Annotated in this window: 25 protein-coding genes; 4 read left to right on the top strand and 21 right to left on the bottom strand. The window is 61.0% G+C overall.

Going from position 1 to position 23,683, the window contains the following annotated elements:
- Positions 1-28: 28 nt before the first annotated feature.
- The 5 genes from AC07V8_RS20430 to AC07V8_RS20410 form a co-directional block, all read right to left on the bottom strand.
- The gene (locus tag AC07V8_RS20430) at positions 29-256 is read right to left on the bottom strand and encodes a hypothetical protein (protein ID WP_494721488.1); all 228 of its coding nucleotides are present in this window, start codon (positions 254-256) and stop codon (positions 29-31) included.
- A 112-nt stretch (positions 257-368) separates the two neighbouring features.
- Positions 369-1,109, bottom strand: coding sequence for a tetratricopeptide repeat protein (locus AC07V8_RS20425; RefSeq protein ID WP_494679868.1), 741 nt, complete (start codon positions 1,107-1,109; stop codon positions 369-371).
- Between the two features lie 77 nt (positions 1,110-1,186).
- Complete coding sequence (locus tag AC07V8_RS20420; protein ID WP_494679869.1) at positions 1,187-3,277, bottom strand: bifunctional 2',3'-cyclic-nucleotide 2'-phosphodiesterase/3'-nucleotidase; 2,091 nt, start codon at positions 3,275-3,277, stop codon at positions 1,187-1,189.
- A gap of 164 nt (positions 3,278-3,441) precedes the next feature.
- Positions 3,442-4,203, bottom strand: coding sequence for an ABC transporter permease (locus AC07V8_RS20415; protein ID WP_494679870.1), 762 nt, complete (start codon positions 4,201-4,203; stop codon positions 3,442-3,444).
- A gap of 2 nt (positions 4,204-4,205) precedes the next feature.
- The gene (locus AC07V8_RS20410) at positions 4,206-5,138 is read right to left on the bottom strand and encodes an ABC transporter ATP-binding protein (RefSeq protein WP_494679871.1); all 933 of its coding nucleotides are present in this window, start codon (positions 5,136-5,138) and stop codon (positions 4,206-4,208) included.
- 280 nt (positions 5,139-5,418) lie between these two features.
- On the opposite strand from AC07V8_RS20410, the gene galE reads away from it, so the two are divergent.
- Positions 5,419-6,438, top strand: coding sequence for a UDP-glucose 4-epimerase GalE (gene galE / locus AC07V8_RS20405; protein ID WP_494679872.1), 1,020 nt, complete (start codon positions 5,419-5,421; stop codon positions 6,436-6,438).
- Between the two features lie 39 nt (positions 6,439-6,477).
- On the opposite strand, the gene AC07V8_RS20400 is transcribed toward galE, so the two are convergent.
- From AC07V8_RS20400 to cyoA, 10 genes are all read right to left on the bottom strand, one after another.
- On the bottom strand, positions 6,478-7,596 hold the full coding sequence (locus tag AC07V8_RS20400) for an ABC transporter substrate-binding protein (RefSeq protein WP_494679873.1): 1,119 nt from the start codon (positions 7,594-7,596) through the stop codon (positions 6,478-6,480).
- Between the two features lie 209 nt (positions 7,597-7,805).
- The gene (locus AC07V8_RS20395; protein WP_494679874.1) at positions 7,806-8,963 is read right to left on the bottom strand and encodes an ABC transporter substrate-binding protein; all 1,158 of its coding nucleotides are present in this window, start codon (positions 8,961-8,963) and stop codon (positions 7,806-7,808) included.
- 289 nt (positions 8,964-9,252) lie between these two features.
- Positions 9,253-9,705 (bottom strand): RDD family protein, encoded by a 453-nt coding sequence (locus AC07V8_RS20390; protein WP_494679875.1) that lies wholly within the window; start codon positions 9,703-9,705, stop codon positions 9,253-9,255.
- Positions 9,706-9,748: 43 nt separating this feature from the next.
- Complete coding sequence (locus AC07V8_RS20385; RefSeq protein ID WP_061940801.1) at positions 9,749-10,285, bottom strand: response regulator transcription factor; 537 nt, start codon at positions 10,283-10,285, stop codon at positions 9,749-9,751.
- Positions 10,275-11,627 (bottom strand): ATP-binding protein, encoded by a 1,353-nt coding sequence (locus tag AC07V8_RS20380; RefSeq protein WP_494679876.1) that lies wholly within the window; start codon positions 11,625-11,627, stop codon positions 10,275-10,277. Before AC07V8_RS20380 ends, AC07V8_RS20385 begins: the two co-directional genes overlap by 11 nt.
- Positions 11,611-12,471, bottom strand: a complete 861-nt coding sequence (locus AC07V8_RS20375; RefSeq protein ID WP_494679877.1) for an SURF1 family protein — start codon at positions 12,469-12,471, stop codon at positions 11,611-11,613. The genes AC07V8_RS20380 and AC07V8_RS20375 overlap by 17 nt, the downstream gene beginning before the upstream one ends.
- 10 nt (positions 12,472-12,481) lie before the next feature.
- The gene (gene cyoD / locus AC07V8_RS20370; RefSeq protein WP_494679878.1) at positions 12,482-12,988 is read right to left on the bottom strand and encodes a cytochrome o ubiquinol oxidase subunit IV; all 507 of its coding nucleotides are present in this window, start codon (positions 12,986-12,988) and stop codon (positions 12,482-12,484) included.
- Entirely contained in the window at positions 12,985-13,623 is a 639-nt protein-coding gene (gene cyoC, locus AC07V8_RS20365; protein WP_494679879.1) for a cytochrome o ubiquinol oxidase subunit III, read from the bottom strand. Before cyoC ends, cyoD begins: the two co-directional genes overlap by 4 nt.
- The gene (gene cyoB, locus AC07V8_RS20360) at positions 13,616-15,619 is read right to left on the bottom strand and encodes a cytochrome o ubiquinol oxidase subunit I (RefSeq protein ID WP_494679952.1); all 2,004 of its coding nucleotides are present in this window, start codon (positions 15,617-15,619) and stop codon (positions 13,616-13,618) included. The genes cyoC and cyoB overlap by 8 nt, the downstream gene beginning before the upstream one ends.
- Before the next feature lie 135 nt (positions 15,620-15,754).
- Complete coding sequence (gene cyoA, locus AC07V8_RS20355) at positions 15,755-16,684, bottom strand: ubiquinol oxidase subunit II (RefSeq protein WP_494679880.1); 930 nt, start codon at positions 16,682-16,684, stop codon at positions 15,755-15,757.
- A gap of 237 nt (positions 16,685-16,921) precedes the next feature.
- Between cyoA and AC07V8_RS20350 the strand changes: the two genes are divergently transcribed.
- Positions 16,922-18,262: an MFS transporter gene (locus AC07V8_RS20350; RefSeq protein WP_494679953.1), complete on the top strand. Its 1,341-nt coding sequence runs from the start codon at positions 16,922-16,924 to the stop codon at positions 18,260-18,262.
- An 80-nt stretch (positions 18,263-18,342) separates the two neighbouring features.
- On the opposite strand, the gene AC07V8_RS20345 is transcribed toward AC07V8_RS20350, so the two are convergent.
- The 3 genes from AC07V8_RS20345 to AC07V8_RS20335 all read right to left on the bottom strand — a co-directional run bounded on the left by AC07V8_RS20345 (position 18,343) and on the right by AC07V8_RS20335 (position 19,653).
- Positions 18,343-18,510, bottom strand: a complete 168-nt coding sequence (locus AC07V8_RS20345) for a hypothetical protein (RefSeq protein ID WP_494679881.1) — start codon at positions 18,508-18,510, stop codon at positions 18,343-18,345.
- Between the two features lie 62 nt (positions 18,511-18,572).
- Positions 18,573-19,190 carry a TetR/AcrR family transcriptional regulator gene (locus tag AC07V8_RS20340; RefSeq protein ID WP_494679882.1) on the bottom strand — a complete coding sequence of 206 codons (618 nt, stop codon included), beginning with the start codon at positions 19,188-19,190 and terminating at the stop codon, positions 18,573-18,575.
- Between the two features lie 64 nt (positions 19,191-19,254).
- Entirely contained in the window at positions 19,255-19,653 is a 399-nt protein-coding gene (locus tag AC07V8_RS20335) for a transposase (RefSeq protein WP_494679883.1), read from the bottom strand.
- 264 nt (positions 19,654-19,917) lie between these two features.
- On the opposite strand from AC07V8_RS20335, the gene AC07V8_RS20330 reads away from it, so the two are divergent.
- A complete protein-coding gene (locus AC07V8_RS20330; RefSeq protein WP_494679884.1) occupies positions 19,918-20,202 on the top strand; it encodes a DUF4148 domain-containing protein in 285 nt (94 codons plus the stop codon).
- A gap of 38 nt (positions 20,203-20,240) precedes the next feature.
- On the opposite strand, the gene AC07V8_RS20325 is transcribed toward AC07V8_RS20330, so the two are convergent.
- Together AC07V8_RS20325 and AC07V8_RS20320 are read right to left on the bottom strand one after the other, a co-directional pair.
- Positions 20,241-20,900: a class I SAM-dependent methyltransferase gene (locus AC07V8_RS20325; RefSeq protein WP_494679885.1), complete on the bottom strand. Its 660-nt coding sequence runs from the start codon at positions 20,898-20,900 to the stop codon at positions 20,241-20,243.
- Positions 20,901-20,983: 83 nt separating this feature from the next.
- Positions 20,984-21,880: a LysR family transcriptional regulator gene (locus tag AC07V8_RS20320; protein ID WP_494679886.1), complete on the bottom strand. Its 897-nt coding sequence runs from the start codon at positions 21,878-21,880 to the stop codon at positions 20,984-20,986.
- A 172-nt stretch (positions 21,881-22,052) separates the two neighbouring features.
- Here AC07V8_RS20320 and AC07V8_RS20315 point away from each other — a divergent pair, with 172 nt between their 5' ends.
- Entirely contained in the window at positions 22,053-22,793 is a 741-nt protein-coding gene (locus AC07V8_RS20315) for an SDR family oxidoreductase (protein WP_494679887.1), read from the top strand.
- 62 nt (positions 22,794-22,855) lie between these two features.
- On the opposite strand, the gene cysC is transcribed toward AC07V8_RS20315, so the two are convergent.
- A complete protein-coding gene (gene cysC, locus AC07V8_RS20310; RefSeq protein ID WP_494679888.1) occupies positions 22,856-23,470 on the bottom strand; it encodes an adenylyl-sulfate kinase in 615 nt (204 codons plus the stop codon).
- Positions 23,471-23,683 lie beyond the last annotated feature (213 nt).

The raw sequence follows: 23,683 nt of genomic DNA, 5'->3' as shown, positions 1-23,683 counted from the left end.
CCTGGCGCAGGCTGGTTTCGCTGCCGCGTCAAGAGCGCCAGGGTTCCAGGGTTTTCAGCAGGACGCCTTTTTCCTTGACGCATTTGCCCAGCAAGGCAAAGCCGCATACCTCTTCCTGACGGTTGGTGTACACCGCGCGCATGCCGGTGACGATGCCCTCTGCCTGCAAGGCTTCCGCCGGTTCCCAGCGGCCGTCCGACAGGATCGGCGGCACGATCACGGCCGGCAGCGCCGGGGGTTTTGGCGTTGCCGGGATTGCCGGTCTTGCGATTCGGTTGCTATAAAAATAGGCACTCCAGGAGAAAGTAGCGCCGCTGGCCGCGGTCGGAGGCTATGGCGGCAGCTGAGCAGGTAGTCGAGGCAAAGAATTATTGCGCCTTGTCCCAGTGCATGCGCCGCTCTTCAGTTGCTTCCTTGAGCAAATGATAGGAACGCTCTGGATTTTTTTCTGCATTCGGACTTCCGGCATCCATGGCCAGCGCCAGCGACTGCAGCGCCGGCGGAAAATCTCCCTGCGCGGATTTTTCCAGCCAGCTGCGCGCCAGCGCCGGATCCTGCAGGACGCCGTCGCCCGCGGCATAGGCGTTGGACAGCAGGAACATGGCTTGCGCACTGCCGTTGGCGCTGGCTTGCTGCAGCCATGACACGGATTGCTTCAGGTCTTGCGGCATGCCTTCGCCATACTTGGCCATGCGCGACAGCATCAAGGCAGCTCTTTCGTCATCCTGCGCCGCCGCCTTTTTGTACCATCGCGCGGCCAGCACAGGCTCTTTGCCAAGGCCAAGCTTGCCGTTGTAGTAAGCGCCGGCCAGGACAAAAGCCGCCTCCCTGTCCCCGCCCTGGGCGGCCTTGCCCAACCAGAAGGCGGCATCCTTCTCGCTCGCCGCCGTATCTTCGTAGGCCAAGGCCAGTTCCCGCTGCGCCACCGCGGAGCCGCGCTGCGCCCAGGCTTGCAATTGATCGACAGCCGACGCCTGCCGGCCTTGCCGGGCCAGCACGCCCAGGCTTTCCAGCTGCGCGCTGCCTGGCGCTGCCGGCTGCTGATCGCTACAGGCGGCAAGCAGCGGTCCGAAGACCAGCGCCGCCAACAGATTTGAATATGTTTTCATCTTTATCAAACAAGACAAGCCCCGTGCAACCGAGGCTTGGTACATCGGAGATGCCGGCCGCACCTCGCCGGCCGCACCTATTTGCTCAAGTCGATCGCGTACTTGGAAAAGCCGCTGGGATCAAGAGCGCCCTCGGTGGCGACGCGGTTCAGGCCGAGCGCTTGCGCCACGGCCAGCTTGCCCGGCGTCGAACGCAGGATCACCGGTCCCTTGGTCGCCACCTTGACGAAGCTCCAGCTCTGGCCGCTGCCGTTGTTCGCCTGCGTGACCTTGCCGAGCTTTTGCAGGTAGCCGCTGACCACCGCCTGGCTGGCGTCGGGCGACTTGATGATGGTCTTGCTGCCGTCGATGCCAGGGAAATTGCCGCCGCCGCTGGCGCGATAATCATTGGTGGCAACGATGAAATCATCCGTCGCTGCCACCGGCTTGCCCTGGTAAGTCAGGTTGACGATGCGGCTGCCGACCGCCTGGGTGACGTCGATCTGGTACTGCATCGCATTGCCTTCGGCGTAGAACACGTCGTAGTTGTAGATGGACGAATACGAGGGCACCAGGTCTTGCTCCGCAGTTGCGTTGGGATCGATCTTGCCGAACTGCGAAGCGGAGGTTTCCAGCCAGTTTTTGAGGTCCGATCCCTTGATTTTCACCGCCTGCAGATTGTTGTTGCTATACAGGTAGAGATCGCCTGGATTACGCACCTGCAAGGCAAATGGCGCCGCCCTGGATGCGGTCGGCGCGACATCCGTGAAATCCGACGGCCCGTTGCGGCCGGCCTTGAACGGCGCGCTGCAAGAGATCACCGGGATGTTCTTGTAGCTGGCCAGCGTCGCATCGGTAGAATTCGCGATGAAATTCTTGACGTAGTCGATCTGCGCCTGGTTGACGATCTGGATCGCGCCGACATCGCCCGCCAGCGCAAAGTACGACGACATTTCGAAATCCGTAGTGGTGCCGAGCGGCTGCTGCGCATAGGCGATGGTGGCCTTGTGCTCGCTGTCCACCAGCGCCGCAATGGCGGGATCGGCCGCCACGCTGGTGACGCCGTCGGTATATTTGAAGCCGCGCGCTTCCACCGTGGTTTGCGGTTTCTGGATCACCCATTTGCCGCCCGTGTATTGCAGGGTCAGCTTGATGATGCCGAGACGCCGGCCCCAGCTCTGCGCCATCACGGTCGGCACATTATTGACAAAGCCGTTCTTGCTGTCGACGATGTTCTTGGGCAAAGCTGCCAGCGAGGCGTCCAGCGCCGGCGCTTTGGCTTCCTTGGCCGCCGGGAAAATCAGGTGCGAATGGCCGACCAGCAGCGCGTCGATGCCGGTGGTCGACAGATACAGGCTGCCGTTTTCCATCTTCGGACTGTAGGGCGAGGCGTCCAGCCCGCCGTGCGAGAGCGCGACGATGACGTCGGCGCCGGCGCTGCGCAACTGCGGCACGTACTGGTTGGCGCTCTCTTGCACGCCGTTGACATACACCTTGCCGGCCAGGTTCTTCTGGTCCCAGTCCATGATCTGCGGCGGCACGAAGCCGAGGATGCCGACCTTGAGCGGCACTTCGATGGTCTTGCCGTCCGGCGTGGTGGCGGCGAACAGCTTGGGAATCACGGCATAGGGATTGAAAATCGGCTTCTGGCTGGCGACGCTGTTGACGTTCGACAGCACCAGCGGGAACGCCGGCGCGCCGCAAGTGCCGGCCGGCTTGGCGACGCCGGTGACGCCAAGGTCGGCATTGGTGATCTGGCTGAGGAATCCCAGGCCGTAATTGAATTCATGGTTGCCGATGCCGCCGCCGTCGTACTTGAGGGCGTTCATCACCTTGTGCACCGCCAGCGTGCCGCTGCAGGCGACCGGCGTGGCCTGCGCCTGGTAGTCGCCCAGCAAGGTGCCCTGGATGACGTCGCCGTCGTCGAACAGCACGTTGTTGGGGTTTTCAGCGCGCGCGCCCTGGATCAGGGTCGAGGTGCGGTCCAGGCCCAGGCTGGCGTCGGGCGCCAGCGCGTAGTAGTTATAGCCGAGCACATTGGAATGGATGTCGGTGGTCTCAAGAATCGCCATCTTGAGCACGCTGCCTTCCTGCACCTGCGTCGTTAGCGTGGAGGAACTGCTGCCGCAGGCCGCCACGGCCATTGCGGCGACGGCGGCCAGCGCCGGCTTGCCAAATTTATTGATCATCAAACGGTCTCCGGAAAAGAGAACGCGCCTTGGATGGCGCGTTCGTCATGTGGGGCGCGTGGTTCTGGTTTTATGTATCGGCCAGGTAACGCATTGTCGGGATTATGTATCCCGAATATGACCCCATCATGAATCCGGTTGGCAATTGTTTATCAGCCCTTGAGTCAGCCCTTGAGGCGGTAGCCAGTCTTGAAGATCCACCAGAGCACGCCCATGCACAGCGCCAGGAACGCCAGCGCCATGCCGGCGCTGATCAGCACGTTGACGTCGGCAACGCCGTAGAAGCTCCAGCGGAAGCCGCTGATCAGGTACACCACCGGATTGAACAAGGCGATCTTTTGCCAGAACGGCGGCAGCATCTTGATCGAATAGAAGCTGCCGCCCAGGAAGGACAGCGGCGTGACGATCATCAGCGGGATCAGCTGCAGCTTTTCAAAGCCGTCGGCCCAGACGCCGATGATGAAGCCGAACAGGCTGAAGGTGACGGCGATCAGGATCAGGAAGGCGATCATCCACCACGGATGGGCGATCTCGAAAGAAATGAAGAGCCGCGCCGTGGCCAGGATCAGCAGACCGAGGATGACCGATTTGGTGGCCGCTGCGCCGACATAGCCGCCGACGATTTCGACGCTGGAGATAGGCGCCGACAGCACCTCGTAAATGGTGCCGGAAAACTTCGGCATGTAGATGCCGAACGAGGCGTTCGCGGTGCTTTGCGTCATCAGCGACATGATGATCAGGCCGGGAATGATGAAGGCGCCGTAGCTGACGCCATTGATGCTGACCATGTGCGAGCCGATGGCGGCGCCGAACACGACGAAATACAGCGCGGTGGAAATCACCGGCGAAGCGATGCTCTGCATCAGCGTGCGCCCGGTGCGCGCCATCTCGAACATGTAGATTGCGCGGATAGAGTGAAGATTCATGTTTATGCTTTCACCAGGTTGACGAAAATTTCTTCCAGTGAGCTTTGACTGGACTGCAAGTCCTTGAAATCGATGCCGTGTTCGCTGAGCTGGCGCAGCAGGCTGGCGATCCCGGTTTGTTCGCTCTGGGCGTCGAAGGTGTAGATCAGCTCGTTGCCGTCGGCCGAGAGTTCCAGCTGATGTTCCAGCTGACTGCCGCCCAAACCGTCAGGAATCTGCGACAGCGACCGCTGCAGGTGCAGCTTCAGCTGCTTCTTGCCGAGCTTTTCCATCAGCACCGCCTTGTCTTCCACCAGGATGATCTCGCCCTTGCGGATGACGCCGATGCGGTCGGCCATTTCCTCGGCTTCCTCGATATAGTGGGTGGTCAGGATGATGGTGACGCCGTTCTCGCGCAGGCCGCGGACCATCTGCCACATGTCGCGCCGCAGTTCGACGTCGACGCCGGCGGTGGGCTCGTCCAGGAACAGGATCTGCGGCTCGTGCGAGAGCGCCTTGGCGATCATCACGCGGCGCTTCATGCCGCCGGACAAAGTACGGATCTTGGCATCCTTCTTGTCCCACAGCGACAGGTCGCGCAATATCTTCTCGATATGCGCCGGATGCGCAGCCTTGCCGAACAGGCCGCGGCTGAAGGAGACCGTGGCCCACACGCTTTCGAAGGCGTCGGTGGAAAGCTCCTGCGGCACCAGGCCGATGCGCGAGCGCGCCGCCTTGTAGTCGCGCACGACGTCGTGGCCGTCGGCCAGGACCTGGCCCTGGCTGGGGTTGACGATGCCGCAGATGATGTTGATCAGGGTCGTCTTGCCGGCGCCGTTCGGTCCCAGCAACGCAAAGATCTCGCCGCGCCGTATCTCCAGGTTGATGTTCTTGAGCGCACTGTGCCCTGATGCGTAGGTCTTGGTCAGGTTGTTGACTGAAATGATCGATTGCACTCGGCTTCCTTCTAAAAATCCGGATAGTCATGCATTCTAATGGTGCTTTGTATTTGCTGCTGGCAAGCGGCCGTATGCAGCGAGGATTGCCCCTGCGGCCGGTTTTCCATGGCTGAAAGCGGCTGCAAGCCACTGACGTTGCCGGGCTTGCTTAAATTGCACGATTGTCACGCGGCGGGCGCGGCTATTCCCGGCATTTGCGCAGACAGTGATTGCCTCGATTCAAAAAACTACTTACTCTCTCTGCCTATATCCATTTTTGCTTTGCTTTAAAGACAATATGAACGCAGCTATCCTGCTCACCGGGGCAACCGGCTACATCGGTTCCCACACCTGGGTTGAGCTGCTCGATGCCGGCCATGAGGTGGTTGGCGTCGACAACCTGGCCAACAGCAGTCCGCTGGTGCTGGACCGCATCAAGAAAATTACCGGCAAGACCCCGGTCTTCGTGCAGGCGGATCTGTGCGATCGCGCCGGCACCGAACGCTTGTTCCACGATTACCGCATCGGCGCAACCATCCATTTCGCGGCGTTGAAATCGATAGGGGAATCGGTCGCCAAGCCGCTGGAATACTATGCCAACAACCTGAACAGCCTGCTGACGCTATGCACGGCGATGCGCGATGCCGGCGTGGGGAAAATGGTGTTCAGCTCATCGGCATCGGTGTATGGCGATCCGGCCGCCCTGCCCATCCTCGAACACTTTCCGCTGTCGGCCTCGAGTCCGTATGGCCAGACCAAGCTGATCGGCGAACAGATACTGCGCGACCTGGAACAGTCGGACCCGCGCTGGAAGATCGCCTATCTGCGTTATTTCAATCCGGTGGGCGCGCATAAGAGCGGCTTGATCGGCGAAGACCCGCGCGGCAATCCGGATAACCTGATGCCTTATATCGCGCGGGTGGCCGCCAGGCGCAGCGCCAGCTTGCCGGTATTCGGCGGCGACTATCCGACCGCCGACGGCACCGGCGTGCGCGATTATATCCACGTGGTCGACCTGGCCAAGGCGCATCTTGCGGCGCTGAACTATCTGCAAGACAAACAACAAAGTTTCACCGCGAATATCGGCAGCGGCCGCGGCTATAGCGTGCTGGAAGTCATCGCTGCCTACGAAAAAGCCAGCGGCCGGCCGGTGCCCTACGATATGGCGCCGCGCCGTCCGGACGACATCGCCTCGTGCTATGCCGATCCGGGACGGGCGGCCGAACTGCTGGGCTGGCGCGCAGAGGAAGACCTGGAATCGATCTGTACCGATTCCTGGCGCTGGCAGTCGCAGAACCCGGCCGGCTTTACCGATTGACCTGCATTGCCCGGCGCCGCGATGACTGAGGATTAGCTATCAATGCAGGATGGCGCCGTGTTTGCCGACCATGATCATTTCGACAAATTTCGAACCGTCGTGGTTGCCCGGCGAATAGGACACCCGCACGCCGCCCAGATCGAAATCGCGTATCGTCTCCAGCGCTGCAATCAGTTTCGGCCGGGTTGGATTCGGCCCCGCCCGGCGCAATCCTTCGGTCAGCAGTTTCGCCGCCACGAAGCCCTCAAACGCCGAATAGGAACTAGGCGGCGGCTTGGCCATGCCCTTCAGGACGCTCTGGAACTCGCGCGTCGCGGCTGCCGCAAAGTCCCTGGGATAAGGCATCACCTGCATGACGCTGACGCCGCGGCCATCGTCGCCCAGCGATTCGAAAAAAGTCTCGGAACTGACGTTGGAGAGCATCATGAATGCCGGATGCGCGCCCTTCTTGTGCATCTGCTTGACGAAATCGGCGCAAGCTGACGGCGTGCACGCCATCAGGACTGCCTGCGGGTTGGCGGCGGCGATGGCGCTGACCGCCGGCTCCAGCTTCAGATCCTTGCGGTCATAGCTTGCGGTAACCAGCGGGTTCAGCTTATGCGCTGCCAGATTGCGCTGGAATCCTGCCAATCCATCCTTGCCGAAGCTGTCGTCCTGATACAGGATCGCCACCTTCTTGATGCCGAGCGAACCGAACAACTCGATCATTTTCGCGGTTTCAGCCTGGTAGCTGGCGCGCAGATTGAACAGATAGGGGTTGAACGGCTGATGCAAGCTCTGGCCGCCGGAAAAAGGCGCGATCAACGGCACCTTCTCGCTCAGCAGCAGCGGCAGCACGGCCTCCACCGTCGGCGTGCTGCGGTAGCCGAACAGCGCCAGCGCATTGTCTTCCTTCAGCAGCTTCTCGGTATTGAGCCGGGTGGTCTCCGGCTTGCGCTTGTCGTCATAGGACTTGAGCTCGATTTTGCGGCCATAGACGCCGCCCTGAGCGTTGACCCAGGCGAAATAAGCCAGCGCCCCCTCCATGTTTTCCTTGCCGGTGGCTTCGCCCGAAAGCTCCACCGACTGGCCGATGACGATCTTGTCCTGGCCCGCCCGTTCTTGCGCCTGGGCCAGCGCGACAGATGCAAATAAGAGTATGCCGATCAACATTTTCATGCTTGTCCCCCCTGTTTGTAATTATTTTCTCAGGACAATACTCTTACAAAGCTTACAAACAGCTTTCAAACGGCGTTCATTTCATTGCGTTTTTTTGTAATCGCCGACTTGGCAGGCCATGACGTTTCAGCGCTTGCGCCGAGCAGTCCGGTTCAGGCCGGCGGCCCGCGCCGCAAACGCGGAGCGCCAGGCAGGCCGGCCCGCGCAGTTCATTTCTTGACGCGGGTAATCAGTCCGCTGCTGGCGTCTTCCGGATAGGCGTAAGCCACCTGCCCCTTGTGGATTTCGCCCATGACGATCATGTTCAGGCTGATGGCTTCATGGTCGGCCGGCGAAAACGGCCGCTTGTAGCGCGACACCACGGTCGACACGGTGGACTGGCGCAGGTCTTCCAAGGCAGCGCGGATCTTGTCGCCATCGGTGGAACGGGCCTGGTGGATCGCCAGGATGATCAGGCGCAAGGCATCGTAAGTCTGGGCCGCGGCGACCGCTGACGGGATCCGGCTCACCTTGTTGGTTTTTTTGTAAGCCAGCGCGAACTGGTTGCTGACCGTACCGCCGTCGTTTTCGATATAGGTGACCGCCGTGCGCACGCCTTCGCCGCTATCGGCGGACAAATCGATAAACGATTTATGCGACAGCGTCCAGGGACCGACAATCGGCAGTTTCAGCTTCATCCCGGCGGCGCTTTTCGCCACCATGGCGCCTTCGTCCGCGAGGCAGTACAGCACCACCGCCTGGGCGCCTGCTTCACGCGCCTGCGCCAGCTGGCTGCTCATGTCTTGCTCGCCGACCTTGAAGCTGGCCACCGTCACCGGCGCCAGATGGCGGCGCGCCAGTTCGTCCAGCACGCTCTGCTTGCCTAGCTGGCCATAGGGCGTTTCATCATGCAGCAGCGCGATCTTGGTGATCTTGCGGCGGTCGATCAGGTCGTTCAGGATCACGATCGGCTGCAAGGCGTCGCTGGCGGAAATACGGAACACATAGCTGACGGCGGAGGCTGGCGGCATCAACTGCTTGTTGATGACGGCGCCGGTGGCGCTGCTGATGATCACGGGAATCCTGGCGTCCTGGAATATCTTGGCGGACGGCAGCGCGACGCCGGTGTTGCCGAAGCCGACCGCGGCGACGACTTTTTCCTTGTCCACCAATTCCCTGGCGATGCGAGAGCCAACCTCAGGCTTGGCTTCGTCGTCGCGCTCGACCAGCTCGACGCGGCGTCCCAGCACGCCGCCAAACTGATTGATGTCGCTCAGGAAAACCCGGGCGCCGCCGCGTATGCTTTCGCCGATGTCTTCGGACGACTTCCCGGTAATTGGGCCGATGACGGCGATCCTGATAGGCGGTTCTTCAGCAAAAACCGGCAAACTCGCACAAAGAATCAGGGCTGGCAACATTCTGTTGAAAGAGAATTTTAGCAACATCGTCTCCGTTTTGTAGTGTTCAGGTTTTCCTGCGTCGGATAAACAGCGCAGCAGTGCACTAGCGCTGTCATATGTTTTGCCGCTGTCTCCACAAGGAAATTATTGCAATTACAACACAAGCTGCTCACGGCTCGTTCTAAGCGCACACGTAAAAACGGCTCCCTTAAGGGGAGCCGTGAAACCTGCCAATCTGTGATTCTGCCTGCCGTCCCGGCGCAATGCCGACGCCTTCCTATCTACCGTGGTCTTTTCTGCGCACCACAACAGTGCCCGCCATCTTGTCGTGCCAGCCTTGCTTTTTCTTGTCGAAGGCCACCCATATGAAACCCAGGCAAAACCCGAAAACAGAAACGTAATAACCGATATAGCGCACCACCAGCTGGGCTGGCCGGGGATTCTCGCCAGTCCTGGCGTCGACGATCTTCGCGCCTATCATCATTTTTCCCGGCGTGCTTTGCTTCACCAGCCAGAACGCCAGGACGGCGACTATGGGAAGCATCCATTCAAAAAGGACCCCGCCGTAGCCCTTGAAAAGACGTTCGTCTTCCCAGTATGCGCTGCCGTAGATCGCCAGCATGGCCGGAATGATCACCAGCGACAGCAACACCGTGTCGACCAGGCTGGCCAGCGTGCGGGCCCAGAATCCAACGTACTCCAACTCCTGCTCAGATTGCGCTTGCTCCATATGACGGCCTTTTCCGTGAGCGCTACGATTCAGATTGAACGGCTTATTTGATACGCTGTTTTTCCAGCTTGCGCGCCAGTGTACGGCGATGCATGCCCAGGCGGCGCGCCGTCTCCGAAATATTGAAGCCGGTTTCCACCAGCACTTCGTGGATGCGCTCCCACTCCAGCGTCTTGATCGAGGTCGAACGCGTACTCAATTCAAGCTCGGCCACCCCGGCAACGTGGCCGAAAGCGGCCTCGATGTCGTCGGTATTGGAGGGCTTGGCCAGGTATTGGCAGGCGCCCAGCTTGATCGCTTCCACCGCCGTGGTGATGCTGGCGAAACCGGTCAGCACCACGATCAGCATGGCGGGGTCGTGCTTGTGCAGCATCTGCACGCAAGCCAGTCCGGAAGTATTGTCGCTCAGCTTGAGGTCGACCACGGCATAGCCGGGCGAATGCTGCTGCAGCAGTTGCGCGGCTTCATCCAGGTTGGCCGCCAGCAGTACTTTGTAATCGCGCCGCTCAAACGAACGGCCGAGCGTACGCGCGAAGGTGGCGTCGTCTTCAATGATCAACAGCAGACGATCAGCCGGCATGTTCTGTTCCCTCTTCTTCCAGGCGGATGGCGGCCAGCGGCAGCGTCAGCTGCACCAGCGCCCCGCCCTGCGGCCGGTTGCTGGCGCTGAAAGTGCCGCCCAGCTTGCGGGCGACGTTGACCACAAAGAACAGCCCGAGGCCGCTGCCCGGCCGTCCTTTGCTGGATTGATAGGGCTTGCCGATCTGGGCCAGGATGGCGGGCAGGAAGCCGGGGCCGCTGTCGGTGACGACCAGGACCAGCGCGTCGCCGTCGCGCGAGGCCTCCAGGCTGACCCATTGCGGCGAGGCTTCCAGCGCATTGTCGAGGACATTGCAGATCATCTGCTTGAGCGCGGAATCGAAGGCCACCGGGATGTCTTGCTCGATGCGGTTTTCGTAGGCGAACGAGACCACCGGCCGGGTCGCGCCCCATTCTTTCGCCAGGTCGTTCAGGAAAGTGTTGATGGTGGTCTTCACGGACGATTCGCCGCGCGCCTCGCCGGCCGAGAGCAGGATGCCGCTGACGATGCTCTTGCAGCGCTGCAGCTGGGTTTGCATGTCGCCGATTTCCTCCAGCAAGTCGCTGTTCTGGCTGAACTCGGGCATGCGCCGCCAGTCGCCCAGGATCACCGACAAGGTCGCCAGCGGCGTCCCAAGTTCATGCGCCGCGCCGGACGCCAGCAGGCCCATGCGGACGATGTGGTCTTCCTCGGCGGCGCGCTGGCGCAGTTCGGCCAGCTGGGCGTCGCCGGCGCGCAGGTTGCCGTTGATGCGGGTAATGAAAAACACCAGCAGCGCGGCATTCATCACAAAGCACATCAGCATGCCTTCGACGTACAGGCTGGACAAGCCGTTGCCGTGGTCGGGCGGAAACGCCAGCGGCTCGGAAAACAGCGAGAGGCCGGCCAGGCACAGGCTGGTGATGGCGACCATGGTCCAGGTCGACCAGGCTTCCAGCAGCACGGCGCTGAGGATCACCTGCAGCAAGTAAAGGAAGGCAAAGGGATTGGTGGTGCCGCCGCTCAGGTATAGCTGGGCGGTCAGGATGCCGACGTCGACCAGCAGCGCCAGGAACAGTTCGCCGTTGGTGGCGACGCGCCGCTCGTGCCAGCGCAGGTGGCTAGCGATATTGAACGCCACCAGGCAGGCCAGCACCTTCAGCATGTGCGGCAAGGGCAACTGGATGCCGAAGCCGAGGATGACGATGGCGATCGTGGTGATCTGCCCGATCACGGCAATCCAGCGCAGCTGGATCAGCTGCAGCATATTCTTGTGGCCGGCGGCGTTTTCCACGCCTGCCGCCACCGTCCATCGCTGTTTCAACTCTTCTGTATTTGTAAGAATATCAATTTTGCTTGCCATCTTCACTTTCACTTTGATCCTTGCCGGCCGCGTTGCCGGCATTCTGCGGCATTTTTTGTTCTTCGCGCACGACCCAGTAGCAGGCGCCCGCCACCATCAAGGCGAGAGCATACCAAGTGAGAGCATAAACCAAGTGGCTGTTGTGAAAGGCAATTACTGTCAAACCGGCAACCGGACGCAGCCCGTCGCCGATATCTTGTGCGGCAGGCTGGCGTACGGCTTCGGCGTCGACAAAGTAAGGCGCAACCCGGTCCAGGCCGCGCGCCGCCGCAATCGCCTGTACATCGCGTGAATACCAGCGGTTGCCGGCAGGGTCGTTGTGACGCAGGAAGCCGCCGCCCGGCTCGCTGATGCGCAACAGGCCGTTGACGACGACCGGCGCGGATTCCGCCACCACCACCACGGATTCGGGCGTAGCGGTCGGCACGAAGCCGCGGTTGACCAGCACTGTGCTGCCATCGGCGCTGCGCAAGGGCGTCAGCAGCCAGAAGCCGCCGCCCAGCTCGGTCGAGGCCTGGACCCGGGTGGTCAGCGCATACAGATAATTGCCGCTGATGCGCACATGGCGGTATTCATCAGATTCGGCGCTGATGTGCGGCCATCGCTCCGGTCCCGGGGCGGCCACGGCAGGCGCATGCACCCGCGCGTCGACCCGCTGGATCAGGTCCAGCTTCCATTGCAGGCGCTTGATTTGCCAGCTGCCGAGGGCGAAGAAAGCGGCAAACAGCAGCACGGCGCAGGCCAGCAGCGCCGTTTTTGCAGCCCTGGAGCGCGAACGCGGCGCCGTTGCCGGCGCCGCGTTCTGGTTTGCCGCAGTTTGCGGCTCCGGCGGTTCTGCTTTCATCGCACGGGATTTATGGCGTCTGTTGCATATTGGGCATGTTGTGCATGTCGTGGGATTTCGGCATGGTCGACATGTCCATGCCAGGCATGCTCTGCATCGACTCAGGCACGGTCTCGTGCATGGACGAATCCGTCATCATGCCCGGCATCATGTTGTGGTTCAGGTGATACATGACCCACAAGGAACCGCTCAGCATGATGAACACCAGCATGATCGTGAAGATCAGCGCCAGCATCGACCAGCCGCCTTCGGACTTGGTGTTCATGTGCAGGAAGTACACCATGTGCACCACGATCTGCACGGCGGCGAAGCCGAGCAGCACCAGTCCGAGGGTGCTGGACTTGTCGATGACCTTGCCCATCACCAGCCAGAACGGGATCGCGGTGAGGATCACCGCCAGGATGAAACCGGTGGTATAGCTTTTCAGGCTGCCGTGGTCGGCATGGGTGTGACCGTGATGATCGTCGTGGCCATGGCCGATAACTCGGGCCGGATGTTCTTGATGTCCGCCGCTCATGGCAAAACTCCCATCAGATAGACAAAGGTGAAGACGCCGATCCAGACCACGTCCAGGAAGTGCCAGAACATCGACAGGCACATCAGGCGACGGCCGTTTTCCGGGGTCAGGCCGTGGCGCTTGACCTGGAACATCAATGTGACCAGCCAGACGATGCCGAAGCTGACGTGCAGGCCGTGGGTCGCCACCAGGGCGAAGAAGGAAGTCAGGAAGCCGCTGCGTTGCGGACCGTAGCCTTCGTGGATCAGGTGGGCGAATTCATACAGTTCGAAGCCGATGAAGCAGGCGCCGAGGATGCCGGTGACCGCCAGCCAGGCCATGGTCGCGCCCTTGCGCTTGCGCTGCATTTCCAGCATGGCGAAACCGTAAGTGATCGACGACAGCAGCAGCAGCGAAGTATTGACGGCGACCAGCGGCAGGTCGAACAGCTCGGCGCCGGTCGGGCCGCCTGCATAGTTGCGGCCCAATACCGCGTAAGTGGCAAACAGACAGGCGAAGATCAGGCAATCGCTCATCAGGTACAGCCAGAAACCCAGCAAGGTGCCGTTTTCCGGATGGTGCTCGCGGACGTAGAAGCGCGCGCTCGGGTCAGCCGCGCCGGTGGCGCTGTTGGTATTCATAGTGATGTCAGACATGGCTAGCCAGCAATCGTGTGCGTTCGCCCTCGGTGCGGACGACTTCGTCCGCCGAGATGTGGTAATCGCGGTTGTAGTTGAAGGTGTGGACGATGATGGCAGCCATCATCGCGGCAAAACCGAGGCCTGCCACCAGCCACATGTGCCAGATCAGGGCAAAGCCGACGACTGCACTGAGCGCGGCGATGATGAAGCCGGCGCCGGTATTCTTCGGCATGTGGATGGCGACGAAGTCTTTCAGCGGACGGGTGTAGCCGTTGGCTTTCATGTCGGTCCAGGCGTCGTTGTCATGCACTTTCGGCGTGAAAGCGAAGTTGTAGTCCGGCGGCGGCGACGAAGTCGACCATTCCAGCGTACGCGCGCCCCATGGATCGCCGGTGGTGTCGCGCAGCGCGTCGCGGCGGCGGTAGCTGACCACCAGCTGCACCACGAAGGAAGCGATGCCCAGTGCGATCAGGACGGCGCCGAAGGCGGCGATCTGGAACCAGATCTGCAGCGACGGATCTTCGAAGTGGCCCAGGCGGCGGGTCACGCCCATCAGGCCCAGCACATACAGCGGCATGAAGGCGATGTAGAAACCGATGGTCCAGAACCAGAAGCAGCACTTGCCCCAGAAATCGTCGAGCTTGTAGCCGAAGGCTTTCGGGAACCAGTAATTGATGCCGGCAAACATGCCGAACAGTACGCCGCCGATGATCACGTTGTGGAAGTGGGCGATCAGGAACAGGCTGTTATGCAGCACGAAGTCGGCTGGCGGCACCGCCAGCAGCACGCCGGTCATGCCGCCGATGACGAAGGTGATCATGAAGCCGATGGTCCACAGCATGGGCAGCTCGAAACGGATGCGGCCGCGGTACATGGTGAACAGCCAGTTGAAGATCTTGGCGCCGGTCGGGATCGAGATGATCATCGTCGTGATGCCGAAGAACGAGTTGACGCTGGCCCCCGAACCCATGGTGAAGAAGTGATGCAGCCACACCAGGTAGGACAGGATGGTGATCACCACGGTGGCGTAAACCATCGAGGTGTAGCCGAACAGGCGCTTGCTGCTGAAAGTGGAAACCACTTCAGAGAAGATGCCGAAAGCCGGCAGGATCAGGATATAGACTTCAGGATGGCCCCAGATCCAGATCAGGTTGACATACATCATGGCGTTGCCGCCCATGTCGTTGGTGAAGAAGTTGGTGCCGAAGATGCGATCCAGCGACAGCATGCCCAATACCGCGGTCAGGACCGGGAAGGCAGCGACGATCAGGACGTTGGTGCACAAGGCAGTCCAGGTGAACACCGGCATCTTCATCATGTTCATGCCAGGGGCACGCATCTTGACGATGGTGGCGATCAGGTTGATGCCGGACAGCAGCGTCCCTACCCCGGCAATCTGCAGCGCCCATATATAGTAGTCGACCCCCACATCCGGACTGGCCAGGATGCCGGACAGCGGCGGATACGCCAGCCAGCCGGTACGCGCGAATTCGCCGACGAACAGCGACGCCATCACCAGCATGCCGCCGAAGGTGGTCATCCAGAAGCTGAAGTTGTTGAGGAAAGGAAAAGCAACGTCGCGCGCGCCGATCTGCAGCGGCACCACGTAGTTCATCAGGCCGGTCACCAGCGGCATAGCGACGAAGAAGATCATGATGACGCCGTGCGCCGTGAAGATCTGGTCGTAGTGATGCGGCGGCAGGAAGCCTTCCGAGCCGCCGAAAGCGAACGCCTGCTGGGCGCGCATCATCAGGGCGTCGGCAAAGCCGCGCAGCAGCATGACCAGGCCGAGCACGACGTACATGATGCCGATTTTCTTATGGTCGATGCTGGTGAACCAGTCGCGCCACAACGTACCCCAGACCTTGTAATAGGTCAGCGCGCCAAGCACCGCTGCGCCGCCGAGGGCGACCATGAGGAAGGTCGCGATAAGAATCGGTTCGTGATAGGGAATCGCTTCCCAGGTGAGACGGCCGAAGATCAGCTTCGTCAGATCGATATGGTCTAGCATCATTACTTTCCGGTGAAAAAGGGAAACATGGCGCCTGACAGCGCGCCATTGCTTGCAGAGCGGAGCGCTGCTTGCCGGTGTTGCATTGCTTGCATTGCTTGCGTTGGTTGCTGGCCAGGCGGTGTTTGCAGGCCCTTATTCATGATGTTGTTCCATCGTGTGGCCGCCCATCATCTGGTCCATGCACATCTGGCCCGGTTCGATGCAGCGGTTGAGAATGGCGTGGTACAAGTCCTGGTCGACCGAAGCGTAGGAGCGCACCGGCTCTTTTTCGCTAGGCTTTTCCAGCTGCAGGTAATCGGGACGATTCAGGTGGCCGCCGGCCGCCTTGCGCGCCTGCACCCACTTGTCGAAGTTTTCCTGGGTCAGGCCGTGGAACTTGAAGCGCATGTCGGAGAAGCCGGCGCCGCTGTAGTTGGCAGAGAAGCCGTCGAACTCGCCAGGACGGTTGATCACCGCGTTGAGCGAGGTCTGCATGCCGGGCATGGCGTAGATCTGGCCGGCCAGCGCCGGGATGAAGAAGGAGTTCATGATCGTCGACGAAGTGATCTTGAAGCGGATCGGCATATCGACCGGCGCCGCCAGCTCGTTGACGGTGGCGATGCCTTGTTCCGGATAGATGAACAGCCACTTCCAGTCCAGCGCCACCACTTCGACCGTCAGGGTCTTGGCGTCGGCCGGAATCGGACGGTCCGCATCCAGGCGCGACAGCGGCCGGTACGGGTCCAGGGTATGGGTGCTGATCCAGGTCAGCAGGCCGAGGGCGATGATGATCAGCAGAGGCGCGCCCCAGATCACCAGTTCGAGTTGTGTAGAGTGGTCCCAGTCCGGCTCGTAGCGCGCGGCGGTATTGTTTTTACGGTAGCGCCAGGCAAACCAGATGGTCAATGCGATCACTGGAACGATGACCAGCAGCATCAGTAAGGTGGAGACGACGATCAGGCGTCCCTGCTGAGAGGCGATATCGCCCGACGGATTCATCACGACTGTGTTACAGCCAGCCAGAAGGAGCACAGGCAAGACGGCCGGCAGAAGCAATCCGCGACGAGAAATTAGGGAAACCATGGAGTAAAAGTCCAGTCGAAGCTATCAGATCGTGGTACTGTACACTGACTGGTGCGCGTTGGCGATTGGACGTTTTGTCCTACCCTTGCCAGTGTCGTGTTGCGCATGTAATCGCAAGTAATGGAGCTCCGGATTATGTGCGAAACGCCACACTAAACGTCGGGAAGGGTTCGCCATGCCATTAGTAGGCAAGGCCATAGTTAGTAGAGACCCAAACCAACTAGAGACAAAATTATGATGACCAGCACCCATAGCCATAATGGCGATCTTTCCGCCAATCTCTCGTCCGCCCAAGACGTCCGCAATGCCAAATCCGACCACCCTGAAGTCGCCCCGGGCGAAATAGCCATCGGCGTGGTGATCGGCCGCGCCTCGGAGTACTTCGACTTTTTCGTCTATGCGATGGCCTCGGTTTTGGTGTTCCCGGCGGTTTTCTTTCCGTTTGAACAACAGCTGGAAGGAACGCTGTACGCCTTCGTGATCTTCTCCTTCGCCTTCCTGGCCCGGCCGTTCGGCACCGTTCTGTTCATGACGATCCAGCGCCGCTTCGGCCGCGAAGTCAAGCTGACTGCCGCGCTCTTCATATTGGGCATTTCCACGGCCGGCATGGCTTTTTTGCCGACATACGAACATCTTGGTTTTTACTCGATACTTTTGCTCTCGCTGCTGCGCATCGGCCAGGGCGTCGCCCTGGGCGGCTCATGGGACGGCCTGCCGTCGCTGCTGGCGCTCAATGCGCCGCAAAACAAGCGCGGCTGGTACGCCATGCTGGGGCAGTTGGGCGCGCCGGTAGGCTTCATGATCGCCGGTGCCCTGTTCGCCTACCTGCTCGGCAACCTGACTACCGAAGACTTCCTCGACTGGGGCTGGCGCTATCCGTTTTACGTGGCCTTCGCCATCAACGTCGTAGCGCTGTTTGCCCGCCTGCGCCTGGTGTCGACGCCGGAATATGCACGCCTGCTGGATGAGCGCGAACTGGAGCCGACCAAGGTCATCGAAATGACGCGCTCGCAAGGCCGCAACCTGCTGATCGGCGCGCTGGCCGCCCTCGCCAGCTATGCGCTGTTCCACCTGGTGACGGTGTTCCCGCTGTCATGGATCAGCCTGTATTCGATGCGCTCGGTGCACGACTTCCTGATCATCCAGGTCATCGGCGCCGCCCTGATGGCGGTCGGCGTGGTCGCTTCGGGCCTGATTGCCGACCGCTTGGGCCGCCGCACCACGCTCGGCAGCTGCGCGATACTGATCGCGATACTCAGCGCCTTCGTGCCGACACTGATGAACGGCGGCGAACTGGGCCAGAATATCTTCATCCTGCTGGGCTTCAGCTTGCTGGGCCTGTCCTACGGCCAGGCGGCCGGCGCGGTCACCGCCAACTTCCCCGCCAAGTATCGCTATACCGGCGCCGCCCTGACCTCCGACCTGTCATGGCTGGTCGGCGCAGGTTTCGCGCCGCTGGTGGCGCTTGGCCTGTCGGCCCACTTCGGCCTTGCCTATGTCAGCTTCTACCTGCTGTCGGGCGCCGCCTGTTCGCTGGCGGCCCTGAGCCTGAATCGCGCGCTGGAGATACGCGACTAGGCGAGCGAATCGCTGCTGCGCATGGCCCGCCAAAGCAAGCCGTCCGCAGCAGAATGCCATGCCGGATGCATCAGGGCCTGTTAACCCTCGGCTCGCCAGCCGCTGCGGCCGAGGTATCCCTCTTCCAGTCCAACATCAGAAAAATCAAAGTCGGCGTTGCAGTTCGGGACGGAGCGCAAGGCCGACGCCAGATAGCCACCCAGGGCAAACACGCCGGCGACAGCGCCGGCCAGCAGGAAAATCATCATCGCAGCTCCTTTTTCGCACGATAGTGCGAAATTGAATCAAAAAAAACCTCAACCACCCCAGGCTATGCGCCCTGGTAGTTAAAGCTCCTGTAAGTGGAAATCAAGCGGCTGTAAGCGTTGTGCACCCGCTGCACCGCGCCGCTGTCGCGCATGAAGCGGATATCGTGGGTAAGCCCGACGATCAAGCTGTAGATTTCGAAAATCAGCTGCTCCGGATCGCTGTCCGGCCGCAGATGCCCTACTTCGATCGCCTGGATGATCGTGCGCCGCATCGTCGCGCGCCAGCGCACCACCCCGCGCTGGATGCGGTCGCGCAGCGGGCCGTCGATGTCGTCGTATTCAAAAGCGCCGGCGATATACAGGCAGCCGGCCACCTCGCGCGGATCGCTGGCGCGGCCGATCCAGGCCTTGACCTGGGAACTCAGGCGCGGCAAACCGCGCGGCAAGGCCATGGACGGCAAAAACACTTCTGCGCTGAAGCGGCGGTCGAACTCCTCCAGCACCGCCTCCTGCAGCGCTTCGAGCGAACCGACCCGCGAGAACACCCCGCTTTTGCTGATGTCCAGCTGCTTCGCGACTTCGCCGAGGGACAGATTGCCGATGCCCTCCGCCGCGGCAAGCGCTAAGGCGGCGTTGACGATGGCGGCGTAGGTGAGTTCGCTTTTGCTGGCTTGATTCATGATGCGTGCATTTTAGCACACTCATGCGAAATTGAAAGAGCTTTGTTCTTCAAACCCTTTGGCGCTAACACATGCTGCCGTCGACCAGCCGCAGCCAGTGCAGGTCAGAGTCGCTCTCCGCGGCAAGCGCCGCCGTTGCGCCAGAACGGTATTTGTTTCTCAGGTTGCGTTGCTTGCCGTAGGCGCAGATTTTTTTAATTGCCGCGTGCAGCTCGGCATCTCCGGACGCATCGTCCATCAGTTCGGCCCACAGATTCGAGGCGTCCCAGCGCCTGAAATGCACGTACACCGTATTCCACTTGCCGAAGCGCGCCGGCAGCTCATGCCATGCGCGCTCGCTGCCGATCAGCCATAGCAAGGCTTCTATGAACTGGCGGTTCCTTTTCGCGCGCAGCTTGGAGTACCCGCTCTTGGCTGACAGCAGCTGTTCCAGTTTTCGCCATTGCTCATCCTGAAGCATCATGATGTTCTCTTTCGTTGGTCGCGCCGTTGCTGTCCATGCAAGCGCTCATACGGGCCGATTTTACATATTGTTTTGATAATTTGACGCTGTTAATTGTCAATGATTGTTAATTTATGAAAGAGAAATCTTCTTATGGTGCAGATTGATGCCGGCATGACAAATTTGTCATGCCCGTGTCATCAGATCGTTTGAGGCCGAAGCCTAGACTGCAGTTCAGCGATGGCGGAAAACGCTGTCGCCCTCCCCACATCCAAGGAAACCATCATGCCTACCGTAAAAACGATTTTCACAGTCTTGGCCTTAGTCGCTGCCGCATCAGCTTTCGCAGAAGCACCCTACCCGCCTGAACAGTCGTTCGTGTCGACCCTGACCCGGGCGCAGGTCGAGCAGGAAGTCGCCAAGGCTGAAGCGCAGGGAACACTGTTGCAAAGCGATGCCAGCTATCCGGTCATTGCCGCGCCTGCGGCGCAAGGCGGGAAGCCGATGATGGCGCAATTGCACGAGCACGGCAAGAACGAGGCCGGCGCCTCGATTTATGCCGGCGCATGAAGCTGATGGCGCGCAAGCCGGCCGCGGATGACAGCGGCTCAGCGCTTGCGCGCCAGCGTCAAGCCGTCGCCGACCGGCAGCATCGACAGGTCGATGCGCTCGTCGGCATGCAGTTTCAGGTTAAGCGCCTGCAAGGCAGCGGTGTCGGCATCTTCCGCAGGAGCCGCCACGCTGCCGCTCCATAAGACGTTGTCGATGGCGATCAGGCCGCCGCGCCGCACCAGTTGAAGGCAGCGTTCGTAGTAGCCGTCGTAGGCGCTCTTGTCGGCATCGATAAAGGCAAAATCGTATTGCCCGGCCGCGCCGGCAGCCAGCCTGGCGTCGAGTGTTTCCAGCGCCGGCGCCAGCTGCAAGTCGATCTTGTGCGCCACCATCGCTTGCTCCCAGTAAGGGCGCGCAATGCGCGTATATTCGTCGCTGATGTCGCAAGCCAGGACCTGGCCGTCTTCCGGCAAGGCCAGCGCCACCGCCAGCGCGCTGTAGCCGGTAAAAACCCCTATTTCTATCGTCTTGCGGGCGCCCATCAGGCGTATCAGCAGCGCCATGAACTGCCCTTGCTCGGGCGATATCTGCATGCCGCCGCGGGCATGGCTGCGGGTGGCGGCACGCAATGCGGCCTGCGCCGGATGTTCGCGCAGGGAGTGGCTTAGCAGATAGTCATAGAGCGTATCGTCAAGATTAAGCGTGCGGCTGGACATGGTTTGGCTTTCACTGGCTGGAAGATCAATTTACCACGTCCGCCGTCATCGTCAAGGACGCTCTGCGCAGCTATCAGCAGGCCCTAGCGCGCATCGGCGAAGATGGTCGCCAGCCAGTCGACCAGCACCCGTACCTTGGGCGACAGCTGGCGGTGATGCGGATAGAGCACCGACACGGTCGACGGCCGCGGTCTGGCCGCAGGCAAGACTTCCCGCAACTCGCCCGAGGCCAGCAGATGCGCGACGGCATAGCGCGGCAGCTGGATCAGGCCGAAACCCAATTTGCAGCACTGCACATAGGCATCGGCGTTGTTGACCGATATGCTGCCGTTGATCGCATATTCGCCGGCCTCTCCGTCCACGGTGAATTCAAATGGATAGAGCTTCCCGCTTTGCGGCGAAAAGAAATTGACTGCGCGGTGCCCGTCAAGTTCGTCCACCGCCTGCGGTTCGCCTTGCTTTTCCAGATAGGCCGGACTGGCGCAGGTGACCTGCTCCAGGCTGGCGACCCGCCGGCCCACCATCGACGAATCGCGCAATTCACCCACGCGCAGCACGCAATCGACGCTCTCCCGCACCAGATCCACCAGGCGGTCGCCCATGCCTATCTGCAGTTCGATATTCGGATAACGGTTGCAGAACTGATCCAGCACCGGCAGCACGAAATGGCGCCCGAGCGTGCCGTGCATGTCTATCCTCAGCTTGCCTGAGGGGTTGGCGGCGGCTTGCGAAAACACATTTTCGGTTTCCTCCAGATCCGCCAGCAGCTGCGCGCAACGCGTGTAATAAGCGTCGCCGTCCAGGGTAGTGCTGACCTGGCGCGTGGTCCGGTGCAGCAGCCGCACATGCAGACGCGCTTCCAGCTGCTTGATGGCGTTGGTCACGGTCGCTTTCGGATAGCCGAGATCATCGGCGGCCCGGGTGAAACTTTTCAATTCGACAATGCGCGTAAAAATGCGCATGGCTTCAAATTTATCCATGGAGGTGCCCAGCTTTATTGTTAATTCATATGGAACAGTGTAAGCATAAATAGCCAGTTTATCCAAATAAAATTAACTGTCATGATGCACTCACCGCCCCGCAAACCGATATCGGCAATCCATAGCGCGGGGCGGCTTAGGCAACGCTCAAACCAACTTCAAGGAGCTTCAAATGAACAGCGCGGACAAGAAAGTAGCCATCGTCACCGGATCCTCGCGCGGCATCGGCGCGGCAGTGGCGCGACGCCTGGCGCAAGACGGCTTTGCCGTGATCGTCAATTATTCGGGCAGCGCCGCCGCTGCCGCAACCCTGGTGCAGCAGCTGCTCGGCCAGGGCGGCCAGGCATTGGCGGTACAGGCCGACGTCAGCGATCCCGCAGCGGTGCGCGCCATGTTCGATGCGGCGGAACAAGCATTTGGCGGCGTCGATGTGCTGGTCAATAACGCCGGCATCATGGTCAACGCAAGCATCGCCGAAACCGACGATGCCGGCTTCGACCGCCAGATCGCCATCAACCTGAAAGGCAGCTTCAATACGCTGCGCGAAGCCGCCAAACGCCTGCGCCATGGCGGCCGCATCATCAACTTCTCGTCGAGCGTGGTCGGCATGCTGCAGCCCACCTACGGCGTGTATGCCGCCACCAAGGCCGGGGTGGAAGCGATGACCAGCGTGCTGGCCAAGGAGCTGCGCGGCAAGGACATTACCGTCAACGCCGTCGCGCCCGGACCGACCGCCACCGATCTTTTCCTCAACGGCAAACCGCAGGAGCTGGTCGAGCGCCTGGCCAAGATGGCGCCGCTGGAGCGCCTGGGGCAGCCGCAAGATATCGCCGGCGCAGTGTCCTTCCTGGCCGGCGCCGACGGCAGCTGGATCAATGGCCAGGTCCTGCGCGCCAACGGCGGCGCCATCTGAGATCGAGCCGCATTTCTCATACGTCGACGAGAGGAAACATGAGTGAACGGCTGATTCCGGCGTCAGGCACGGGGAGCGGATTTTGCGTCTAGCGGCAGATTGCGCTCCACATACGCCACCAGCTGCTGCACGCTCGCGGCGATGCTTTCATGGCCGCTATCGATCGCAAGTTGCGGATGCTCCGGTGTTTCATATGGCGCGCTGATGCCGGTAAATTCTCGCAATTCGCCCGAGCGCGCTTTCTTGTACAAGCCCTTGGGGTCGCGCGATTCGCAGGTCGCCAGGTCGGCGGCGACATGGATTTCGTGAAACGCCTCGCCGCAGGATAGCCGGGCGCGCGCACGGTCGGCCCGGTACGGGGAAATGAAAGCCGCGATGCAGATCAGGCCGGCGTCGGCAAACAGTGCGGCGACCTCCCCTACGCGCCGGATATTCTCGCTTCTATCCTCCGGACTGAAGCCGAGATTTGCATTCAGGCCATTGCGTATATTGTCGCCATCCAGCACGTAGCAGGAATATCCCAGCGTTGTCAGCGCATGCTCCAGGGCCATGGCCAGCGAGGATTTTCCGGACGCAGGCAATCCGGTCAGCCACAGGACTGCGCCGCGGTGGCCGTAGTGCGCCGCGCGCTGCGATGCATTCAAGGCATGGGGTACTGCGGTCAGATTTTTTTGCATTCAACGCTCCACAGAATACGGCGCCCCGCGACGGCCAGGCGGCAAGATACATGATGCCTCAAAACGCAGCGGCCGCAACGGCCCGTATCCGCGATTCATGCATCCGCCGCGCTACGCAGGCGCAGGATGCGGTAATATTTGCTGGACAGTTTGCCGGCGCTACTGGCGCTGAAAACGTCTCGGGCAGCCATTCAATTTGAGAGCAAAGGCCAT

This window comes from Collimonas sp. GW821-FHT02H07 (genome assembly GCF_059421505.1).
The sequence above is the reverse complement of the archived record's forward strand: the minus strand, read 5'-3'. Positions and strand labels throughout refer to the sequence as shown.